Source organism: Xanthobacter albus (genome assembly GCF_043194895.2).
Classification (GTDB): domain Bacteria; phylum Pseudomonadota; class Alphaproteobacteria; order Rhizobiales; family Xanthobacteraceae; genus Xanthobacter.
The window spans coordinates 1,849,415-1,865,577 of record NZ_CM195532.1; the positions used below are offsets into that span (position 1 = coordinate 1,849,415).

16 protein-coding genes are annotated in these 16,163 nt (G+C 70.6%); 4 read left to right on the top strand and 12 right to left on the bottom strand.

All coding sequences use genetic code 11. The features are described 5' to 3' along the window. The first annotated feature begins 98 nt into the window (after positions 1–98). The 3 genes from V5F75_RS08235 (at position 99) to V5F75_RS08245 (ending at position 2,538) form a co-directional block, all read left to right on the top strand. The gene (locus tag V5F75_RS08235; protein ID WP_394034851.1) at positions 99–1,100 is read left to right on the top strand and encodes an MDR family oxidoreductase; all 1,002 of its coding nucleotides are present in this window, start codon (positions 99–101) and stop codon (positions 1,098–1,100) included. 213 nt (positions 1,101–1,313) lie between these two features. After that, entirely contained in the window at positions 1,314–1,970 is a 657-nt protein-coding gene (locus V5F75_RS08240; protein WP_394034850.1) for a GntR family transcriptional regulator, read from the top strand. Positions 1,971–1,989: 19 nt separating this feature from the next. Beyond that, positions 1,990–2,538, top strand: coding sequence for a GNAT family N-acetyltransferase (locus tag V5F75_RS08245; RefSeq protein ID WP_394034849.1), 549 nt, complete (start codon positions 1,990–1,992; stop codon positions 2,536–2,538). A gap of 67 nt (positions 2,539–2,605) precedes the next feature. Here the strand turns inward: V5F75_RS08245 and V5F75_RS08250 are convergent, their stop codons facing one another. Both V5F75_RS08250 and V5F75_RS08255 read right to left on the bottom strand, forming a co-directional pair. Continuing rightward, positions 2,606–3,007, bottom strand: a complete 402-nt coding sequence (locus tag V5F75_RS08250; RefSeq protein ID WP_394034848.1) for a DoxX family protein — start codon at positions 3,005–3,007, stop codon at positions 2,606–2,608. Between the two features lie 93 nt (positions 3,008–3,100). Then, positions 3,101–3,934, bottom strand: coding sequence for a DODA-type extradiol aromatic ring-opening family dioxygenase (locus tag V5F75_RS08255; RefSeq protein ID WP_394034847.1), 834 nt, complete (start codon positions 3,932–3,934; stop codon positions 3,101–3,103). 124 nt (positions 3,935–4,058) lie between these two features. Here V5F75_RS08255 and V5F75_RS08260 point away from each other — a divergent pair, with 124 nt between their 5' ends. Beyond that, entirely contained in the window at positions 4,059–4,979 is a 921-nt protein-coding gene (locus tag V5F75_RS08260) for a LysR family transcriptional regulator (protein ID WP_394034846.1), read from the top strand. 14 nt (positions 4,980–4,993) lie between these two features. Here V5F75_RS08260 and V5F75_RS08265 read toward each other — a convergent pair whose 3' ends face one another. From V5F75_RS08265 to V5F75_RS08310, 10 genes are all read right to left on the bottom strand, one after another. Beyond that, positions 4,994–6,634, bottom strand: a complete 1,641-nt coding sequence (locus V5F75_RS08265; protein ID WP_394034845.1) for a Na+/H+ antiporter — start codon at positions 6,632–6,634, stop codon at positions 4,994–4,996. A gap of 587 nt (positions 6,635–7,221) precedes the next feature. Next, the gene (locus tag V5F75_RS08270) at positions 7,222–8,448 is read right to left on the bottom strand and encodes a CaiB/BaiF CoA transferase family protein (RefSeq protein ID WP_394034844.1); all 1,227 of its coding nucleotides are present in this window, start codon (positions 8,446–8,448) and stop codon (positions 7,222–7,224) included. 28 nt (positions 8,449–8,476) lie between these two features. Further along, positions 8,477–9,289, bottom strand: a complete 813-nt coding sequence (locus V5F75_RS08275; RefSeq protein WP_394034843.1) for an IclR family transcriptional regulator — start codon at positions 9,287–9,289, stop codon at positions 8,477–8,479. Positions 9,290–9,393: 104 nt separating this feature from the next. Continuing rightward, a complete protein-coding gene (locus V5F75_RS08280) occupies positions 9,394–10,146 on the bottom strand; it encodes an enoyl-CoA hydratase-related protein (RefSeq protein ID WP_394034842.1) in 753 nt (250 codons plus the stop codon). 22 nt (positions 10,147–10,168) lie between these two features. Continuing rightward, positions 10,169–11,158, bottom strand: coding sequence for an NAD(P)H-dependent flavin oxidoreductase (locus V5F75_RS08285; RefSeq protein ID WP_394034841.1), 990 nt, complete (start codon positions 11,156–11,158; stop codon positions 10,169–10,171). Next, on the bottom strand, positions 11,155–11,877 hold the full coding sequence (locus tag V5F75_RS08290) for an ABC transporter ATP-binding protein (protein WP_394034840.1): 723 nt from the start codon (positions 11,875–11,877) through the stop codon (positions 11,155–11,157). The genes V5F75_RS08285 and V5F75_RS08290 overlap by 4 nt, the downstream gene beginning before the upstream one ends. Next, positions 11,870–12,580 (bottom strand): ABC transporter ATP-binding protein, encoded by a 711-nt coding sequence (locus V5F75_RS08295; RefSeq protein ID WP_394034839.1) that lies wholly within the window; start codon positions 12,578–12,580, stop codon positions 11,870–11,872. The genes V5F75_RS08290 and V5F75_RS08295 overlap by 8 nt, the downstream gene beginning before the upstream one ends. Next, positions 12,567–13,574, bottom strand: a complete 1,008-nt coding sequence (locus V5F75_RS08300; protein ID WP_394034838.1) for a branched-chain amino acid ABC transporter permease — start codon at positions 13,572–13,574, stop codon at positions 12,567–12,569. Before V5F75_RS08300 ends, V5F75_RS08295 begins: the two co-directional genes overlap by 14 nt. Positions 13,575–13,585: 11 nt before the next feature. After that, entirely contained in the window at positions 13,586–14,458 is an 873-nt protein-coding gene (locus tag V5F75_RS08305; protein WP_394034837.1) for a branched-chain amino acid ABC transporter permease, read from the bottom strand. A gap of 84 nt (positions 14,459–14,542) precedes the next feature. After that, complete coding sequence (locus V5F75_RS08310) at positions 14,543–15,745, bottom strand: ABC transporter substrate-binding protein (protein ID WP_394034836.1); 1,203 nt, start codon at positions 15,743–15,745, stop codon at positions 14,543–14,545. Between the last annotated feature and the right edge of the window lie 418 nt (positions 15,746–16,163).

The window sequence follows — 16,163 nt, forward strand, 5'->3', positions numbered from 1 at the left end:
CCGATTTCGTGAAACGGGAAACCCTCCCGGCAATTCATCACGCGCAGGGAAGGGCCGGCAGGATACCGCCCTCCCGGCCGCAGCGGGAGGAGAGTTCCATGGCAAACGAGACGTTCCGCGCTCTGGTGGCGCGCAAGACCGAGGGCGGGCAGGCGATCGCCCTCGAGCACATCACCGAGGCCGACCTGCCGGACGGCGACGTGACGGTGGACGTGGAATATTCCTCCTTCAACTACAAGGACGGGCTGGCGCTGAAGGGGCTCGGGCGCATCCTGCGCACCTTCCCCATGGTGCCGGGCATCGATTTCGCCGGCACGGTGCGCGCCAGCGCCCACCCCGGCTTCGCGGCGGGGGATGCGGTGGTGCTCACCGGCTGGGGCGTGGGCGAAAGCTGGTCGGGCGGCTTCGCCGAGCGGGCGAAGGTGAGGGGCGACTGGCTGGTGAAGCTGCCGCAGGGCCTCTCCGCCCGGCACGCCATGGCGCTCGGCACCGCCGGCCTCACCGCCATGCTGTGCGTGGATGCGCTGGAGCGCCACGGCATCGCCCCCGGCGGTGATGTGCTGGTGACGGGCGCGGCCGGCGGCGTCGGCTCCGTGGCGGTGCGCGTGCTCTCGCGCCTCGGCTACAAGGTGAGCGCGCTCACCGGCCGGCGCAGCGAGGAGGCGTTCCTGCGGAGCCTCGGCGCCACGGCGATCGTGGACCGGGCCGAATACGCGAGCCCCGGCAAGCCGCTGGCGGGCGAGCGCTGGGCCGGCGCGGTGGATACGGCGGGCGGCGCCGTGCTCGCCAATGTGCTGGCCGCCACCGCCTATGGCGGCGCGGTGGCCGCCTGCGGCCTTGCGGCAAGTTCCGAGCTTGCCACGACCGTGTTTCCGTTCATCCTGCGCAACGTGGCGCTGCTCGGGGTCGATTCGGTGAATTGCCCCACCGGGCGGCGGCTCGCGGCATGGACGCGCCTCGCCGCGCTGCTCACCGAGGCGGATTTCGCCCTGGTGACCCGCGAGGTGGGGCTGGAGGATCTTCCCGCTCTCGCCGGAGAGATTCTCGCGGGCCATGTGCGCGGGCGCACGGTGGTGAACGTGCGCGGGCTCGCCCTCTAGCCCTCGCCCGGGTCCTGCCGTTACGGGCTACCGCAAGGGCGGCCGGGAGGGCGCCCTAGAGGGCGTTCCTTGCCGCGACATGAGCGCGCGGCGCGCGCTGGCGGGCACGCGAGGGGTGCAGCCGGCGAAAAGTCGACGTATACGGCAGGATACGGCTGATGCCGGCGGGCCACGGGGGTGACGCCGGCAGCTCCGCAGACGACGCAGAGGACCATGGACGAGCCTTCGGACACCAATCTTTCCCGGGCGGAATACGCCTACCAGCGCATTCGCGATGCGATCCGGTCGGGAGAGTTCCAGCCGGGCCAGCGTCTGCGGGAGGCGGACCTCGCGGAGCACTTCAAGGTCAGCCGCACGCCCATCCGGGAAGCCATACGGCGCATCACCGCGGACGGCCTGCTGGAGCTGGTGCCCGGCCGCGGTCTCGCGGTGGCGCAGTTCAGCATGCAGCAGGTGCGGGAGATCTACTTCCTGCGCGCGGTGCTGGAGGGGGCGGCCGCCGCCCTCGCCGCGCAATATGCCTCCCCCTCGGAGGTGAAGGCCATGGCCGACCTGCTCGACCAGAGCGCCGAGGTGCTCGACGATCCCGGCGAGACCGCCCGCTTCAACCGCCTGTTCCATCAGGCCATCTACGAGGCGGCGCGCAACCGCTATCTCTCGCAGGCGCTGGCGCAGCTTTCCGATGCGCTGACGCTTCTGCCCGGCACCACCTTCGAGGCCGCGGGTCGTTCGCCGGCGGCGCTGGAGGAACACCGCATCATCCTCGACGCCATCACCGCCCGCGCGGCGGAAGAGGCGGAGAGCGCCGCCCGCATCCACATCCGCCGGGCGAGCGAGACGCGCATCGACATGATGTTCCGCACGGCCTGAGGCGCCTTGCGGCAGCGCCATGTACGCCGTGAGGAGAGCCCGCGCCGGGGATGCGCCGCTGCTGCCGGAAATCGAGCGCTCCGCGGCCGGGGCGTTTCGTGCCATCGCCGGGCTCGGCTGGATTGCCGACGGCGCCGTGCAGGATGAGCCGGCGCACCGGGCGATGATCGCCGCCGGCGACGCATTCGTGGCGGCGGATGCCGCGGACGCGCCCGTCGGCTTCGTGAACGGTGCCGCGCTGGGCGATGCCTTCCATGTCCGGGAAATGTCGGTCCGCGCGGATTGGCAGCGCAGGGGCATCGGCCGGGCGCTCATGGCGACGGTTCGCGCCCACGCGGAGCGGCGCGGATTGCGCGCGGTGACGCTGACCACCTTTCGGGATGTCCCCTGGAACGGGCCCTTCTATCAGCGTCTCGGATTTGTGGAGCTGCCGCCGGAGGGGGTGCCGGCGCCGTTGCGGGCCGTTCTGGCGGAGGAGGCTGCGTCCGGCTTGCCCGCCGGGCGCCGGTGCGCCATGCGCCTGAGCCTGCCGGGGGCGGACACCGAGCGGCGGGGCGCGCCGGCCTGAGGGCTGCAGGCATGACGGCGCCGCCCCGGCAGGACCGGAGCGGCGGGAGGCGTGCAATGGGCGGGGATCAGGCCTTCTGGCGCAGGGCGTCGAGGCTCCAGGCGCCGCCGCCGGCCGCGGCGAGGTAAAGGAACACGAAGGAGTAGAGCGCGGCCAGCTCGCCGCCGTTCAGGATGGGGAAGAAATTCTGCGGGGCGTGGATCATGAAGTAGGCCACCGCCATCTGGCCGGAGAGGATGAACGCCACCGGCCGGGTGAACAGGCCGAGCGCCAGCAGGATGCCGCCCACCAGTTCGATCACGCCGGCGATGCCGAACAGCGAGAACAGCTGCACGTTGGCGAACATGGGCACCTGCGGGAAGGCGAGCAGCTTACCCGTGCCGTGGGCCATGAACATGAGCGCGGCGATGATGCGCAGCAGCGACAGGATGCGGGGGCGCCAGGCGTCGAAAAAGTCGTTGGAAAGCATGATGATACCCTGTTGATCCAAGTTGAGGCCGGCGAGGGCGGGGGCAGCCTGCGCCCTGCTCGCCGACAGGACGCGGAAGAAGGACGGCGGCGCTCAGCCGAACTGGAAGCCGGAATACGCCTTGCCGAAGATGTGGTCGTGGAAGGTGCGGCGGCCGGGATCGGTTCCGGCCGCTCCGGCCGCCACGAACAGCGGCACCAGATGCTCGCTGCGCGGGTGGGCGGCGAGGGCGGCGGGGGCCGAGGCCCAGGCTGCGAGCCTGGCCTCGCGGGTGGCGGGGTCCTCTTCCTCCACCGCCTGCGTCAGCCAGCCGTCGAAGGCCTCGGCGGCGGCGGCCACTCGCGGATCGGGCGTGAAGAAGGCCCGCAGGTTATGGAAGCTCATGCCGCTGCCGACGATGAGCACCCCCTCGTCCCGCAGCGGGGCCAGGGCATGGCCGAGGGCGATGTGGGCCTTCGGATCGAGATCGCGCTGGAGCGAGAGCTGCACCAGCGGCACGTCGCCTTCCGGATAGATCAGCATGAAGGGGATGAACACGCCGTGGTCATAGCCGCGCGCGGCATCCTCCCCGGTGGCGATGCCCGCGCCTTCCAGCAGGCCACGCACGCGGGCCGCGAGCTCGGGCGAGCCGGGTGCCGGATAGCTCAGCCGGTAGGTGTCGGCGGGAAAGCCATAATAGTCGAACAGCATGCCGGGATGGGGTGCGGTGTTGACCGTGGGCCGGCCTTCCTCCCAGTGGCCGGAAATGACCAGCACCGCCTTCGGCCGCCCACCGAGCGCGGCATCGAGCCCCTTGAGATAGCGGGCAAGGCCGTCCCAGCGCGCCGACGGGTCGGGCGAGGGCTCCATGAAGGGCCAGGGGCCGCCGCCGTGGGCGATGAACAGGGTGGGCCACCTTCTCGCGGCGGTCTTTTCGGTGGTGGACATGGCGTTGTCCCTTTCTCTCGTGCCGGCGCCGGGCGCCGTTTTCGTGAAAGGAAGATGGGGCTTTCCCTAATCGAAAAAAACTGGGAAAGTTTCGGCAGTTTCCATCAATAAAATCGATGATGCCATGGATGGGCTGACCCTCGATCAGGTTCAGGTGTTTCTCACGGTGGTGGAGACGGGAAGCTTCTCCGCTGCGGCGCGGGCCATGAACCGCACCCAGTCGGCGGTCACCTACGCGGTGCAGCGGCTGGAGGAGCAGTGCGGGGTGGAGCTGTTCGACCGCGCGGCCTACCGCCCCGCGCTGAGCGAGGCGGGCCGCGCCCTGCTGCCGCGGGCGCGGCGCATCGCCGAGGCGGTGGGCGCCCTGCGCACCGAGGCGCGCGGCATCGCCGGCGGGCTGGAGCCGGAGCTGTCGCTGGTGGTGGACGCCATGTTTCCCGTGCCGGTGCTGGTGGAGGCGCTGAAGGGCTTCCGCGCCCATTTCCCTACGGTGCAGACGCGTCTCTATGTGGAGAGCCTCTCCGGTGCCGTGCAGCGGGTGAGCGCGGGCGGCTGCGCGCTCGGCGTGGTGGTGGCCTCGGCCACCGATACCTCGGTGCTGAACCGCATGCCGCTCCTGGAGGTGGAGCTGGTGCTGGTGGCCGCGCCCTCCCATCCGCTGGCGGGGCGTGCGGGGCCGGTGCCGGCGGAGGACCTGCGCGAGCACGTGCAGCTGGTGCTCACCGAGCGCGCCGGCACCGGCGAGCCCGACAGGGGCGTGCACGCCACGCAGACCTGGCGCATCGGCGACCTCGGGGCCAAGCTCGCCATGCTGCGGGCGGGCCTGGGCTTCGGCTCCATGCCGCTGCACATGGTGGAGGCGGACCTCGCCTCGGGCGCGCTGGTGCGCATCGTGCCGGAGGACTGGGACGGGAGGGCAGGGAGCATCCGCCTGCCCATGTGCGTGGTGCACCGCACCCGCGACGCCCTCGGCCCCGCCGGTCGCTGGATGGCGGAGCATCTGGCCCAGGTGGCGCGCGGCGGGCGCGGACCGGAAGAGGGCTGAGCGCTCCGCCCCTTTTACTCGGCGAGGATGCGCGTCTCCTGCAGGTCGATCTCCCGCACCAGCCTGCGCACCATTTCGTCGGAGAGCTCATTGGCGCGTCCGCGGCGGTAGAATTCCCGCCGCTCGGCGCGCAGGCCGGCGAGGCGCAGTTCCTGCTCCACGCTCTCGGCCTTGCGGTAGCGCTCGCCGTCGGCGCCGGTGCGGGCCCGCCCGTCGATGCGCTGGCGGTAGACTTCCATGAGCCGGGCGCTGGTCTCGGTGTAGAGGTCGGCGTCCCGCCGGCCTTCGCCCAGCTCGTGCTGCGCCTGTTCGATGGCCTTGATGGCGGCCTGGGCGGCGGCGGCGCGGGCGCGCTCCTCCTCCTTGCGGTGGGTGGGCTCCGGCGGCAGCTCGAGGCCCTTCAGCAGCACGGGCAGGCCGATGCTCGCCGCCACCAGCGAGACGATGATGACCCCCGACGCCAGGAAGATGGCGAGGTCGCGCCCCGGAAAGAAGGAGCCGTCGTTCATGAAGATGGGCAGGCTGAGCACGCCGGCGAGGGTGATGGCGCCGCGCACCCCGGCGAGCGCGGTGACCGCAACGAGGCGCCAGCTCGGCCGCTCGACGCTGTGGCCGCGCCGGGCCGCGCGATAGAGCGTGAAGTTGAGGGAGACCCACGCCCACACGAAGCGCAGGGCCGCCAGCGCCACGTTGATGGCGAGGACGTAGACGAGCAGCCAGACAGGCTCGTGGTGCCCGGCCTCGCGCACCACCCGCGCAGCGCCGGAGATGATGGAGGGCAATTGTTCGCCCAGCAGCACGAAGATGATGCCGTTGGCGGCGAACTGCACGGTATCCCACACCGCGCCGCGCTGCATGCGGGTGATGGCGAGCGCCTGGCCGGTCTGCTCGGCGTAGCTCATGGTGACGCCCGCCGCCACCGCTGCCAGGATGCCGGAGCAATGCAGGTGCTCGGCCAGGAGATAGGCCGCGAACGGGATCAGCAGGCTGATGAGGATCTGCGATCCCGTCTCCTCGCCCAGGCGGTGGGTCAGCCAGTTCTTGGCCCAGGTGACGCCCAGGGTCACGGCGGTGCCGATGGCGAGGCCGCCGATGGCCAGCCACGCGAAGGTGCCCGTCGCCTCCACCAGCGAGAAGCTGCCGGTGAGCGCCGCCGCCACCGCGAAGCGCATGCACACGAGGCCCGAGGCATCGTTGAGCAGGGATTCGCCTTCCAGGATGTGCATCAGCCGCTTGGGGATGGGCACGCGCGCGGCGATGGCGGACACCGCGATGGGATCGGTGGGCGAGAGGATGGCGGCGATGGCGAAGGCCACCGCGAGGGGGATGGCCGGGATCATCCAGTTGATGAACAGTCCGAGCCCCAGCACCGTGAACACCACCAGCCCGAATGCCAGCTCCAGGATGGTGCCCTTGTCCTTCAGCAGCCCCTCCTTGGGGATGCGCCAGCCGTCGAGGAACAGGAGCGGCGGCAGGAACAGGAGGAAGAAGATGTCCGGCTTCAGCTCCACGCCGAGATCCGCCACCGCCGCGATGGCGAAGCCGAGGGCGATCTGGACCAGGGGCAGCGGCACCGGAACCGGCAGCGCGCGGGTGATGGAGCCGCTGAGGACGACGCCGAGGAGAAGCAGCAGGGTCGCGGTGATGGTGCTCATGTCGCGTGGCTTTGGGCGGCGGGATCGGGAACGGAGGCCGGTGAAGGTTCCCCGTGGCGGGACCATGCCGGCGATCACCGCACGACAGCCGCCAGAGCGCCGCAAGGGCGGCTCCAAGGCGGATCTCGTCCGGCTCTCGCGCGGGAGACGCACCCCGGCCGGGGCGGAGGGGCCGGCGGCCAGGGGCGCGATTCGAGGTTTGTTCCTCAGTACCACCCTTGAATGGCGCGGCCATGGCACCCGGCCGGGGCGCGGCGATAGGTCTTAGGTGAAGGGCGTGGTCCCGGCCCCGCCGGGCGCGCGGCTGAGGGGTAACGGGCCTCGCGACGGCACGCGCGAGCGCTCGGGCTGTGGCCGGCCTTTCGGGCATCGATGTCGTGGACGGTCTTCGGCCGCCCGCCGAAAGCCCATGCGGCGACGCACGGGCGACGGCGAGGGAAAAGAGGGCATGCTTCCGACGCGGCGGACCGGGGCGGCGTGCTGGCCCCTCTCTCACGGGTGGATTTGGGCGGATGTCGGGTGGGCGCCGCTCCCTTCCCGCGCTGCGGCGTGCATGACGGGGGCAGGCGCTCCGCGCGCCGGCGGGCTCAGCGCACCACGGCGTTCCGGGTGAGGGCGGCGATCTCCTCCGGCCGGCGGTTCAGCGCCTGGGTGAGCACCTCGGCCGTGCTCTCGGCCAGGGCCGGCGGCATGCGGCGGACCGGCACGCGGCGTCCGTCGAGACGGTAGGGCGGGGCGAGCACGTGGCGCTCGGCGCCGTCCTCGGCGGGGCGGCGCACCACCATGCCGGTTTCGGCGGCGCGGGGGGAGGAGAGGGCCTCGAGCAGGCCGAGCACCTCGCCGGCGGGAATGTCCGCCGCCTTGAGCGCCGCCAGCAGGCCGGCGCGGCTGTGCTTCAGGAGCTCAGCCTCCAGGATGGGCAGCAGCGCGGCGCGGTTGCGCGAGCGTTCCAGGTTGGTGGCGAAGCGCGGATCGGCCGGCAGGTCCGGGCGGGCGATGATGACCTCGCAGAAGCGCTTGAACTGGGCATTGTTGCCCACGGTGAGCACCAGCGGCCCGTCGGCGGCGCGGAACACGCCGTAGGGCACGATGGAGGGATGGGCATTGCCGTAGCGCGGCGGGTCCTGCCGCTGGGCCAGGGCCTCCAGGCCGTAATAGCTGGTGAGGGTGAGACCGCAGTCGAACAGCGCCAGCTCCACCTTGCGCCCGCGCCCGGTGCGCTCGCGCTGGTAGAGGGCGGCGAGCACCGCCTGGGCCGCATACTGGCCGGTGAAGAGGTCCACCGCCGCCACCCCGAACTTCAGCGGCGGCTGGCTCGCCTCCCCGTTGAGGGCCATCAGCCCCGCCTCGCCCTGCACCACGAGATCGTAGCCGGGGCGGGTCGCCTCCGCGCCGTCGGGTGCGTAGCCGGCGATGGAGCAATAGATAAGGCGGGGGTTCTCGGCGGAAAGGTCGGCATAGCCGAGGCCCAGCCTCTCGGCGCCGCCGGTCTTGAAGTTCTGCACCACCACGTCCGCCTCCCGCGCCAGGGCCTTCACCAAGGCGAGGCCCTCCGCGGTGGCGAGATCGACGCCGATGGAGCGCTTGTTGCGGTTCACGCTGTCGAAGTAGGAGGTGTTCGTGGCTCCGGTCCGCAGGCCCCAGTCGCGGGTATCGTCGCCGCGCGCCGGATGCTCCACCTTCACCACGTCCGCCCCCAGGTCGCCCAGCACCATGGCGCACCACGGCCCGGCGAGGATGCGCGACAGGTCGAGCACGCGCACCCCGGCGAGGGGCAGGTCGAGGGCATCACGGTCGGGCACGGTTTCGCTCATGAAAGGGGACTCCGGGGAAAGCGGGGTGTCAGGCGCCCATCACGCCGTCGAGGCGGCGCACCATCTCGATGAGGCGCGGGCGCACTTCGTCGAGCAGGAACTTGGGTTCGGAAATGACGGTGGGGGCGCCGCAGTTGATGGCCATGGGCGGCAGCCCGCCGCCGGGGCGGAAGCCCACCGCGATGGCGCTCACGCTTTCCTGCCAGTCGCCGAAGGAGCAACAGCAACCGAGGGTGGCGTGGTCCGCCATCGCCTTTTCCAGCTCCGCGCGCACCTGGGGCCACGCGAGGGGATCGAGCATCTTGATCTCCTCGAACAGCGGCGCGCGCTCCGCCTCCGTGAGCGCGGAGATGTAGGCGCGGCCGATGGACGAGCGCACCATGGACATGCGCACACCCACGTCGATATTCAGGGAGATGGCGGCTGGGCCGCGCAGGCACTCCACGTAGCGCATGGAGAGGCGGTCGCGCACCGCGAGGCCCACCGTCGCGTTGGAGAAGTTCGCGAGCTCCCGCATGGCGGGCCGTGCGATCTGCCGCACGTCGAGCCCGCCCAGCGCCACCGTGCTCAGCGCCATGAGCTGGGTGCCGAGGCGATACTTGCCCACCTCCTCCACGAAATGGAGATAGCCCAGCTTCGTCAGCGTGTAGGTGAGGCGGGAGACGGTGGAGCGCGGCAGCTTGCAGCGTTCCGCGATCTCGTGGTTGGCGAGGAAGGTCTCGCCCCGCTTGAAGCAGGCGAGCACCTCCAGCCCCCGCGCCAGGGCGGTGACGAAGTGGCGGTCGTCCTTGCCCTCGCCGTCGGCGTCGAGGTCGGGCGGGGGCGTGTCGTTGGGGCTCATGGTGGGGCTTCCGGTTCCGTCCTGGGCCGCGCCGCGCGCGCGGGCGCGCCGGCGGGGAGCCGCGGGGACCCCTATTATCGAGGATTCGGAGCGGGTTGCATCGCTCATCCCTGCCTCTTGAAGAATGCCGCGAACGCCGCCTGCGCCGCCGGCCGCAGGCGCAGGGCGTGGAACTGCTCGGCTTCCAGCGCCAGGGCGCGGGCGACGGGCTCCGCGGTGGCGTGGCGCAGCAGGCGCTTGGTGGTGGCTAGGGATTCCGGGGGCAGGGCCGCCAGCGCCTGCGCTTTCTCCAGCGCGCGGGAAAGGGCGCCGCCCTCCTCGGTCACGGCGTTCACGATGCCGGCGGCCGCCGCCTCTTCCGCCCCGAACACCTCGCCAAGCAGCAGCAGCTCGGCCGCGCGCTTGGTGCCGGCGATGCGCGGCAGCAGGTAGCTCGACGCGCCCTCGGGGCACAGGCCGAGGTTCACGAACGGCAGGCGGAAGCGGGCGCCGGCCCCGGCATAGGCGAGGTCGCAATGGAGCAGCATGGTGGTGCCGATGCCCACCGCGAAGCCCTCCACCGCCGCCACCACCGGCTTGCCGAAGCTGGTGAGGGCACCGAGGAAGGTGAGCCCCGCGCTGGGCTCGCCGGCATTGGAGGTGTCCTGGAAATCGGCGAGGTCGTTGCCGGCGGTGAAGCAGCCGCCTGCGCCGGTGAGCACCACCGCGCGCACGGTGTCGTCGTCATCGGCGGCCTTCAGCGCCTCGCCCAGGGCGCGGTAGGTGGCGCGGTCGAGGGCGTTGCGCCGCTCGGGGCGCGAGAGGGTGAGGAGGCGCACGCCGGGGTGCGGATCGGTGATGACGAGGCTCTCGGTCATGGGGTGTCCCCTCCCATTCTGCTCAGGCGGCGAAGGCCGCGGCGTTGGCGGCAAGGCGGGCGCGGGCCTCGCGGTATTCCTGCTCCAGGCGCGCCACCACCTCGGCCACCGGCGGCGCGTCGGCGATGGTGCCCACCCCCTGTCCGGCGCCCCACACGTCGCGCCACGCCTTCACCGTGCCGGAGCCGAAGCTCATGGCGCTCTTGTCGGCGTGGGGCAGGGCGTCCGGGTCGAGCCCCGAGGCGACGATGGAGGGCTTCAGGTAATTGCCTGGCACACCCGTGAAGAAGGGCGAGTAGAGGATGTCCGCCGCAGACGCGGTGGAGATCATCTCCTTGTAGGGGGCCGCCGCCCGCGATTCCGCCGTGGCGATGAAGCGTGTGCCCATGTAGGCGAAGTCGGCGCCGAGCGCCTGGGCGGCGAGGATGGCGTCACCGGTGGCGATGGCGCCGGCGAGGGCGACCGGCCCCTCATAGAAGCGCCGCACTTCCCCGAGCAAAGCGAAGGGGCTGAGCGTGCCGGCGTGGCCGCCGGCGCCCGCGCACACCAGGATGAGGCCGTCCACCCCCGCCTCCAGCGCCTTCTCGGCATGGCGCACGGTGGTCACGTCGTGGAACACGAGCCCGCCGTAGGAATGGGCCTGCCGCACCACCTCGCCGGGCGCGCGCAGGGAGGTGATGATGAGCGGCACCTCGTGGGCGACGCAGGTCTCCATGTCCCGCTCCAGCCGGTCGTTGGAGGCATGGACGATCTGGTTCACCGCGAACGGGGCGATGGGATGGGCGGGGTCGGCGGCCTTCGCCGCGGCAAGCTCGGCCTTGATGCGTGTGAGCCAGCCGTCCAGCGTCTCGGGCGCGCGGGCGTTCAGCGCCGGGAAGGCGCCGACGACGCCCGCGAGGCACTCGGCGATCACCAGCTCCGGCCCGGAGACGATGAACATGGGCGAGGCGATGACCGGCAGCGCGAGCCGGCCCCGGAACGCCTGCGGTAGGCGGCCTTCTGACGCTGTCATCGGGGTGCGCCTTCGGTGGCGCCCTCGCGGGCGAAATAGAGGTCGTGGAGGCGGTCGAGATCGACGCCCGCTGCCTTCTCGGAGAGGATCACCTTGCCCGCGCGCATCAGGTGCAGGTCATCCGCCACCGAGAGGGCGATGCGGGTGTTCTGCTCGATGAGCACGATGGTGGTGCCCTCGGCCTTCAGCTTGCGGATGATGTCGAACACCTCGTTCACGATCACCGGGGCAAGGCCGAGGGAGGGTTCGTCGATGAGCAGGATGCGGGGTTTCGCCATCAGCCCGCGCCCCATGGCCACCATCTGCGCCTCGCCCCCGGAGAGCGAGCCGGCGAGCTGGTGCCGGCGCTCCCTGAGGCGCGGGAAGAAGGCGTACATGCGCTCCAAATTGGCGGAAAGGTCGGCGCGGCAGCGCTCGGGATAGGCGCCGAGGCAGAGGTTCTCCTCCACGCTCATGTCGCGGAACACCAGCCGGCCCTCGGGCACCATGACCAGCCCCTGGGCGGCGAGGTCCCAGGTCTTTCCCTTCAGCGGCGCATCGCCCATGCGGATCTCGCCCGTGTAGGGCAGGAGGCCGGTGAGGGTGCGCAGCAGCGTGGTCTTGCCGGCGCCGTTCGGCCCCACGATGGCGGTGAGCGCGCCCTCGCGGAAGGTGAGGTTCACGTCCCACAGCACGGTGATGGCGCCGTAGCCGGAAGAGAGGTTGCGCGTCTCAAGCATGGGCGGTCCCCGTGTAGCTTTCCACCACGGCCGGATTGTTGAACACTTCCGTGGGGGTGCCGTCGGCGATGAGCTGGCCGAAGTTGAGCACCACCGCGCGGGTGCAGAGCCCCGAGATGGTCTCGATGTCGTGCTCGACGATCACGATGGTGAGGCCGAACAGTTTGTGCAGCTCCTTCAGCTTCAGCATGAAGGATTTCTTGGCGTTGCTTTCCAGGCCAGCCAGCACCTCGTCCAGCAGCAGCAGCTTCGGCTCGGTGGCGAGGGCCTTGGCGATCTCCAGCCGCTTCAGTTCCTGAAGCGCCAGCGCCGTGGCCGCATCGGCATCGGCCTTGTGGGACAGCTCCATCACGGCGAGGATCTCGTCGATGCGCTGCTCGTCGTGGCGCCCGGCGCCGAACACCTGCGCCACGGCCAGGTTTTCCCGCACCGAGAGGTGGTGCATGGGCTGGGGGATCTGGAAGGTGCGGCCGATGCCGGAGCGCGCGCGCCGGTGGAGCGGCAGGCCGGTCACGTCCTGCCCGTCGAACACGATGCGCCCGCGCGCTTTCACGAGGCCGGAGATGGAGTTGAACAGGGTGGTCTTGCCCGCCCCGTTGGGCCCCACCAGGCCCAGGATCTCCCCCGCCGCGATGCGGAACGTGATGCCGGACAGAGCGGTGAGGCCGCCGAAGCGGACGGTGACGGCATCAAGCTCCAGCATGGCGCTTCTCCGCAGGCTTCGGGAAGAGGCGGGCGGCGAGCCCCGCGAGGCCGTTCGGCGCCAGCAGCACCATCACCGCCAGCAGGATGCCGAGCAGGATCTGGTGGCCCACCGGGATCAGGCTTTTCGCGATCACCTGGTCGAACAGGTAGATCACCACCGCGCCGCAGACGGGACCGAGCACGGTGCGGTAGCCGCCGAACACGGCGGCGATGATGGGCATGACGCTCCAGATGCCGGAAAAGGCGTAGTCGGGCTCCAGGAAGCCGATGATGTGCGCGTTGAGCGCCCCGAACACGCCGGCGATGAAGGCCGAGAGGAACAGCATCCAGGACTTCAGCAGCGTCGCGTTCACGCCCACCACGCGGGTGGCGTCCTCGCTCTCGGCGATGGCGCGCAGCGCGGTGCCCACGTGGCTCCGGCGCAGCAGCACGTAGACCACCGCGAACAGCACCACGCAGATGAGCACCAGCACGTAGGAGCCGGCCCGGTTCGCGAGATCGATGCCGAACACGGTGGGCAGGCCGGGAAAGCGCTGCAGGCCCGCCGCGCCGCCGGTGAGCCAGTCCAGCTCGGTGGCGAGGATGCGGAAGATCTGCGCATAGGCGAGGATCGCCAGCGCGAAGTAGGGCCCGGACAGGCGCAGCGCCGGCAGCATGGCGAGGGAGGAGAGGGTGGCCACCACCCCGCCGAGCGGGATGGCGATGAGCACCGGCACCCCCGCCTTCGCCGCCAGCAGCGCGGACGCGTAGGAGCCCACCCCGAAGAAGGCCGCATGGCCGAAGGAAACCATGCCGCCGAGGTTGCCGAGCAGCGCCCAGGAGAGCGCGAGGCCGGAGAGGATGAGCGCGGAGATGAGCAGCCCCAGGACATAGGGGCTGGCGCCCGCCGCCAGCGGCAGCAGCGCGAGGATGACGAGGCCGGCGCCGAGCGCGGCGCCCCGGCCGCGGAAGGCGGAGGGGGGAGGGGCCGCGGTGGATGTGGTCGTGCTCATGGCCTTGCCTTTCAGCCGCGCCGGGCGCGCGCGCCGAACAGGCCGTTCGGCATCAGGAACAGGACGAGGAGGAACAGCACCATGCCGGCGAGCTCCTGCAGGGCGGACGAGGCGAGCGTGACCGTGAGCGCCTCGGTGACGCCCAGCAGCACGGCGCCCAGGAACACGCCGGGAATGGAGCCGACGCCCGCCAGAACGGTGATGATAAAGGCCTTCACCGTGAGCGCGTGGCCGGTGGCCGGCTGCACCACGCTCATGGTGTAGAGGGCGACGCCGGCGAAGGACGCGAGCGCCCCCGCCACCAGGAACGACACCGTCTCGATGCGGGCCGGGTTGATGCCCATGAGCCGCGCGGCATTGCGATTGGAGGAGACGGCGCGCACCGCGCGGCCGTACCAGCTCGACTTCAGCCACCACCACAGCACGCCCATGAGCGTCACGGACAGAACGAAGGCGATGATCTCGCCGCGCATGGCGAACACGTCGCCGAGCGAGACCGCGTCCTGCAGGAAGGGCGAGGTGGTGGTGCGCACGTCGCTCGCGAAGATGAGCAGGATGGCGTTGGTGAGAATGATGCCGATGGCGAAGGTGAGGATCAGCGAGTTGAGCTCGCGGTGGTCCTTGATGCGGTCCACCAGCAGGAACAGCGCCCAGCTCGCCGCGCCCACCACCACCAGGGCGAGGGGAATGGCGAAATAGGGATCGAGCCCGGTGCGCGATTCCACGAGATAGGCCATGTAGGCGGCGAGCAGCACCAGCTCGCCGTGGGCGAGATTGATGATGCGCATGGCGCCGAAGGCGAGGGCGAGGCCCAGCGCCACCAGGGCGTAGACGCCGCCGATGAGCACGCCGGAAAACAGCGCCTGCAGGATGAGTTCGGTCATGTCGCCTCGACGGGGAACATGGAGGGCCGGAAGGGTGGACCCGCGGGCGGGACGGTGCCCGCGGGCGGTCGCGTCAGCGCGGGCTCACCACGGCACGCCGGGGTAGACGACCTCGCCGTTGGCGGCGGACTTCGGCGAGACCAGGACGATCTTGCCGTCGCGGTGCTGGCCCATGGAGAGGGAGAAGTTCGGGTTGTCGCCGGCGGCGTCGAACTGGATGCGGCCGAGCAGGCTCTCGCGGTCGGTTTTGCGCATCTCGTCGGCGAGGCCGCCCTTCTCCAGCGTGCCGCTTTCTGCGGCGCGGAAGATGGCGTCGCACAGCACCATGGTCTCCACGAAGCTCAGGGTGGAGAGGTATTCGATGTCCTTGTTGTAGGTCTGCTTGTAGATGTCCGCGAACTTGCCGCCTTCCTCGCTCTTCACTTCCACCGGGAACGGGAGGAAGGAGGTTCCGGCCACGTTGTTCATGAGGTCGGGAAACTCGGTGTACATCTTCGGCGTGGCGAGCGACCACGTGCCCACGAGCAGCTTCACATTGGGCTTCAGCACCTTGGCGGCGCGGATGATGCCCACGTAATCGTTCTCGTAGCCGGACATCATGATGATGTCGGGCTTATCCTGCAGCTTGATCTTGTTGATGATGGGCTTGAAGTCGGTGATGGCGGGGTCGAACTTGTGCACCGTCACCTTGATGCCCAGGCCGGCGAGGTCCTTCTCCAGCCCTTCCGCGAGCAAGGCGGGGGCCTCCTTGGTGGAGGCGATGATGGAGACCTTCTCGGGCTTCAGGTCGCCGATGAGGGTGGCGATGCCGCGCTCGTAGCCCGCGTTGTTGTTGATGCGGAAGAAGGTCTTGAGGCCGCGCTTGGTCAGCTCGTCGGAGACCGCGCCGGCGGTGATGTAGACCTTGCCCAGCTTGTCGGAGGCGTCCGACGCCGGGCCGATGATGTTGGAGCCGTAGCCGCCGATGATGGCGACAGCCCCGTCGGCGGAGAGCTTCTCCACGGCCGAGACCGCCTTGGCGGGCGTGCTCTCGTCGTCGATGAGGTCGATCTTCACCTGGTAGGCGGGCGTGACGGCGTTGCACATCTTCACCGCCACCTGCATGCCCTCGTTGAAGGCCTGGCCGGAGCGGGCGAGGGTGCCGGTGAGCGGCATGTGGGCGCCGATGGTGAAGGTCTTCGGCGCGGCCTTCGATGCGTCCTGCGCGGCCGCGCCGGTGATGGCGGCCATGAGGCCGAGGGCGAGCGTCGCCGAGGCGATCGTCTTCGCCGGTATCTTGCGGACCATGTGTTCCTCCCAGAGCGTGTCCGACGCCTGGACGCAGTTCCGAACGAGCGCTCGTTCGGCTAATGCGTCCCATTCAGGCGGAGACGGAGGCGCGGCCGGGCAGACCGGCGGATGCGATTCCGGCTCCTGCGGTTCGATCGGCATGGAAGGGGTGCGCGGTCATGGCGTTCCCGCCGGCCCGGGCCTTTGGCCCGCGCCGTCCTGCTCCTCCCGCTGCGCGGTTGTTCCGCGTTCTGGCCCCGTGGGGCAAGGCACGCCCCCGGAGACGATGGATGAATGCCATGCGTTCGGCCGGCCTGTCAATTTCTGCGGAAAATAATTCTGCATATCAGAACATATCAGAGCTGCGCGGTATCCGATGGTGGCAACCGCTGTTGCTGAACAGGTTGACAAGCCGCAGTTTCCGCGTCACCTCTTC

Bases quoted from the DNA above. Each gene is read 5' to 3' on its own strand.
- V5F75_RS08235 (WP_394034851.1), top strand. From the start codon at position 99: ATGGCAAACGAGACGTTCCGCGCTCTGGTGGCGCGCAAGACCGAGGGC.
- V5F75_RS08240 (WP_394034850.1), top strand. From the start codon at position 1,314: ATGGACGAGCCTTCGGACACCAATCTTTCCCGGGCGGAATACGCCTAC.
- V5F75_RS08245 (WP_394034849.1), top strand. From the start codon at position 1,990: ATGTACGCCGTGAGGAGAGCCCGCGCCGGGGATGCGCCGCTGCTGCCG.
- V5F75_RS08250 (WP_394034848.1), bottom strand. From the start codon at position 3,007: ATGCTTTCCAACGACTTTTTCGACGCCTGGCGCCCCCGCATCCTGTCG.
- V5F75_RS08255 (WP_394034847.1), bottom strand. From the start codon at position 3,934: ATGTCCACCACCGAAAAGACCGCCGCGAGAAGGTGGCCCACCCTGTTC.
- V5F75_RS08260 (WP_394034846.1), top strand. From the start codon at position 4,059: ATGGATGGGCTGACCCTCGATCAGGTTCAGGTGTTTCTCACGGTGGTG.
- V5F75_RS08265 (WP_394034845.1), bottom strand. From the start codon at position 6,634: ATGAGCACCATCACCGCGACCCTGCTGCTTCTCCTCGGCGTCGTCCTC.
- V5F75_RS08270 (WP_394034844.1), bottom strand. From the start codon at position 8,448: ATGAGCGAAACCGTGCCCGACCGTGATGCCCTCGACCTGCCCCTCGCC.
- V5F75_RS08275 (WP_394034843.1), bottom strand. From the start codon at position 9,289: ATGAGCCCCAACGACACGCCCCCGCCCGACCTCGACGCCGACGGCGAG.
- V5F75_RS08280 (WP_394034842.1), bottom strand. From the start codon at position 10,146: ATGACCGAGAGCCTCGTCATCACCGATCCGCACCCCGGCGTGCGCCTC.
- V5F75_RS08285 (WP_394034841.1), bottom strand. From the start codon at position 11,158: ATGACAGCGTCAGAAGGCCGCCTACCGCAGGCGTTCCGGGGCCGGCTC.
- V5F75_RS08290 (WP_394034840.1), bottom strand. From the start codon at position 11,877: ATGCTTGAGACGCGCAACCTCTCTTCCGGCTACGGCGCCATCACCGTG.
- V5F75_RS08295 (WP_394034839.1), bottom strand. From the start codon at position 12,580: ATGCTGGAGCTTGATGCCGTCACCGTCCGCTTCGGCGGCCTCACCGCT.
- V5F75_RS08300 (WP_394034838.1), bottom strand. From the start codon at position 13,574: ATGAGCACGACCACATCCACCGCGGCCCCTCCCCCCTCCGCCTTCCGC.
- V5F75_RS08305 (WP_394034837.1), bottom strand. From the start codon at position 14,458: ATGACCGAACTCATCCTGCAGGCGCTGTTTTCCGGCGTGCTCATCGGC.
- V5F75_RS08310 (WP_394034836.1), bottom strand. From the start codon at position 15,745: ATGGTCCGCAAGATACCGGCGAAGACGATCGCCTCGGCGACGCTCGCC.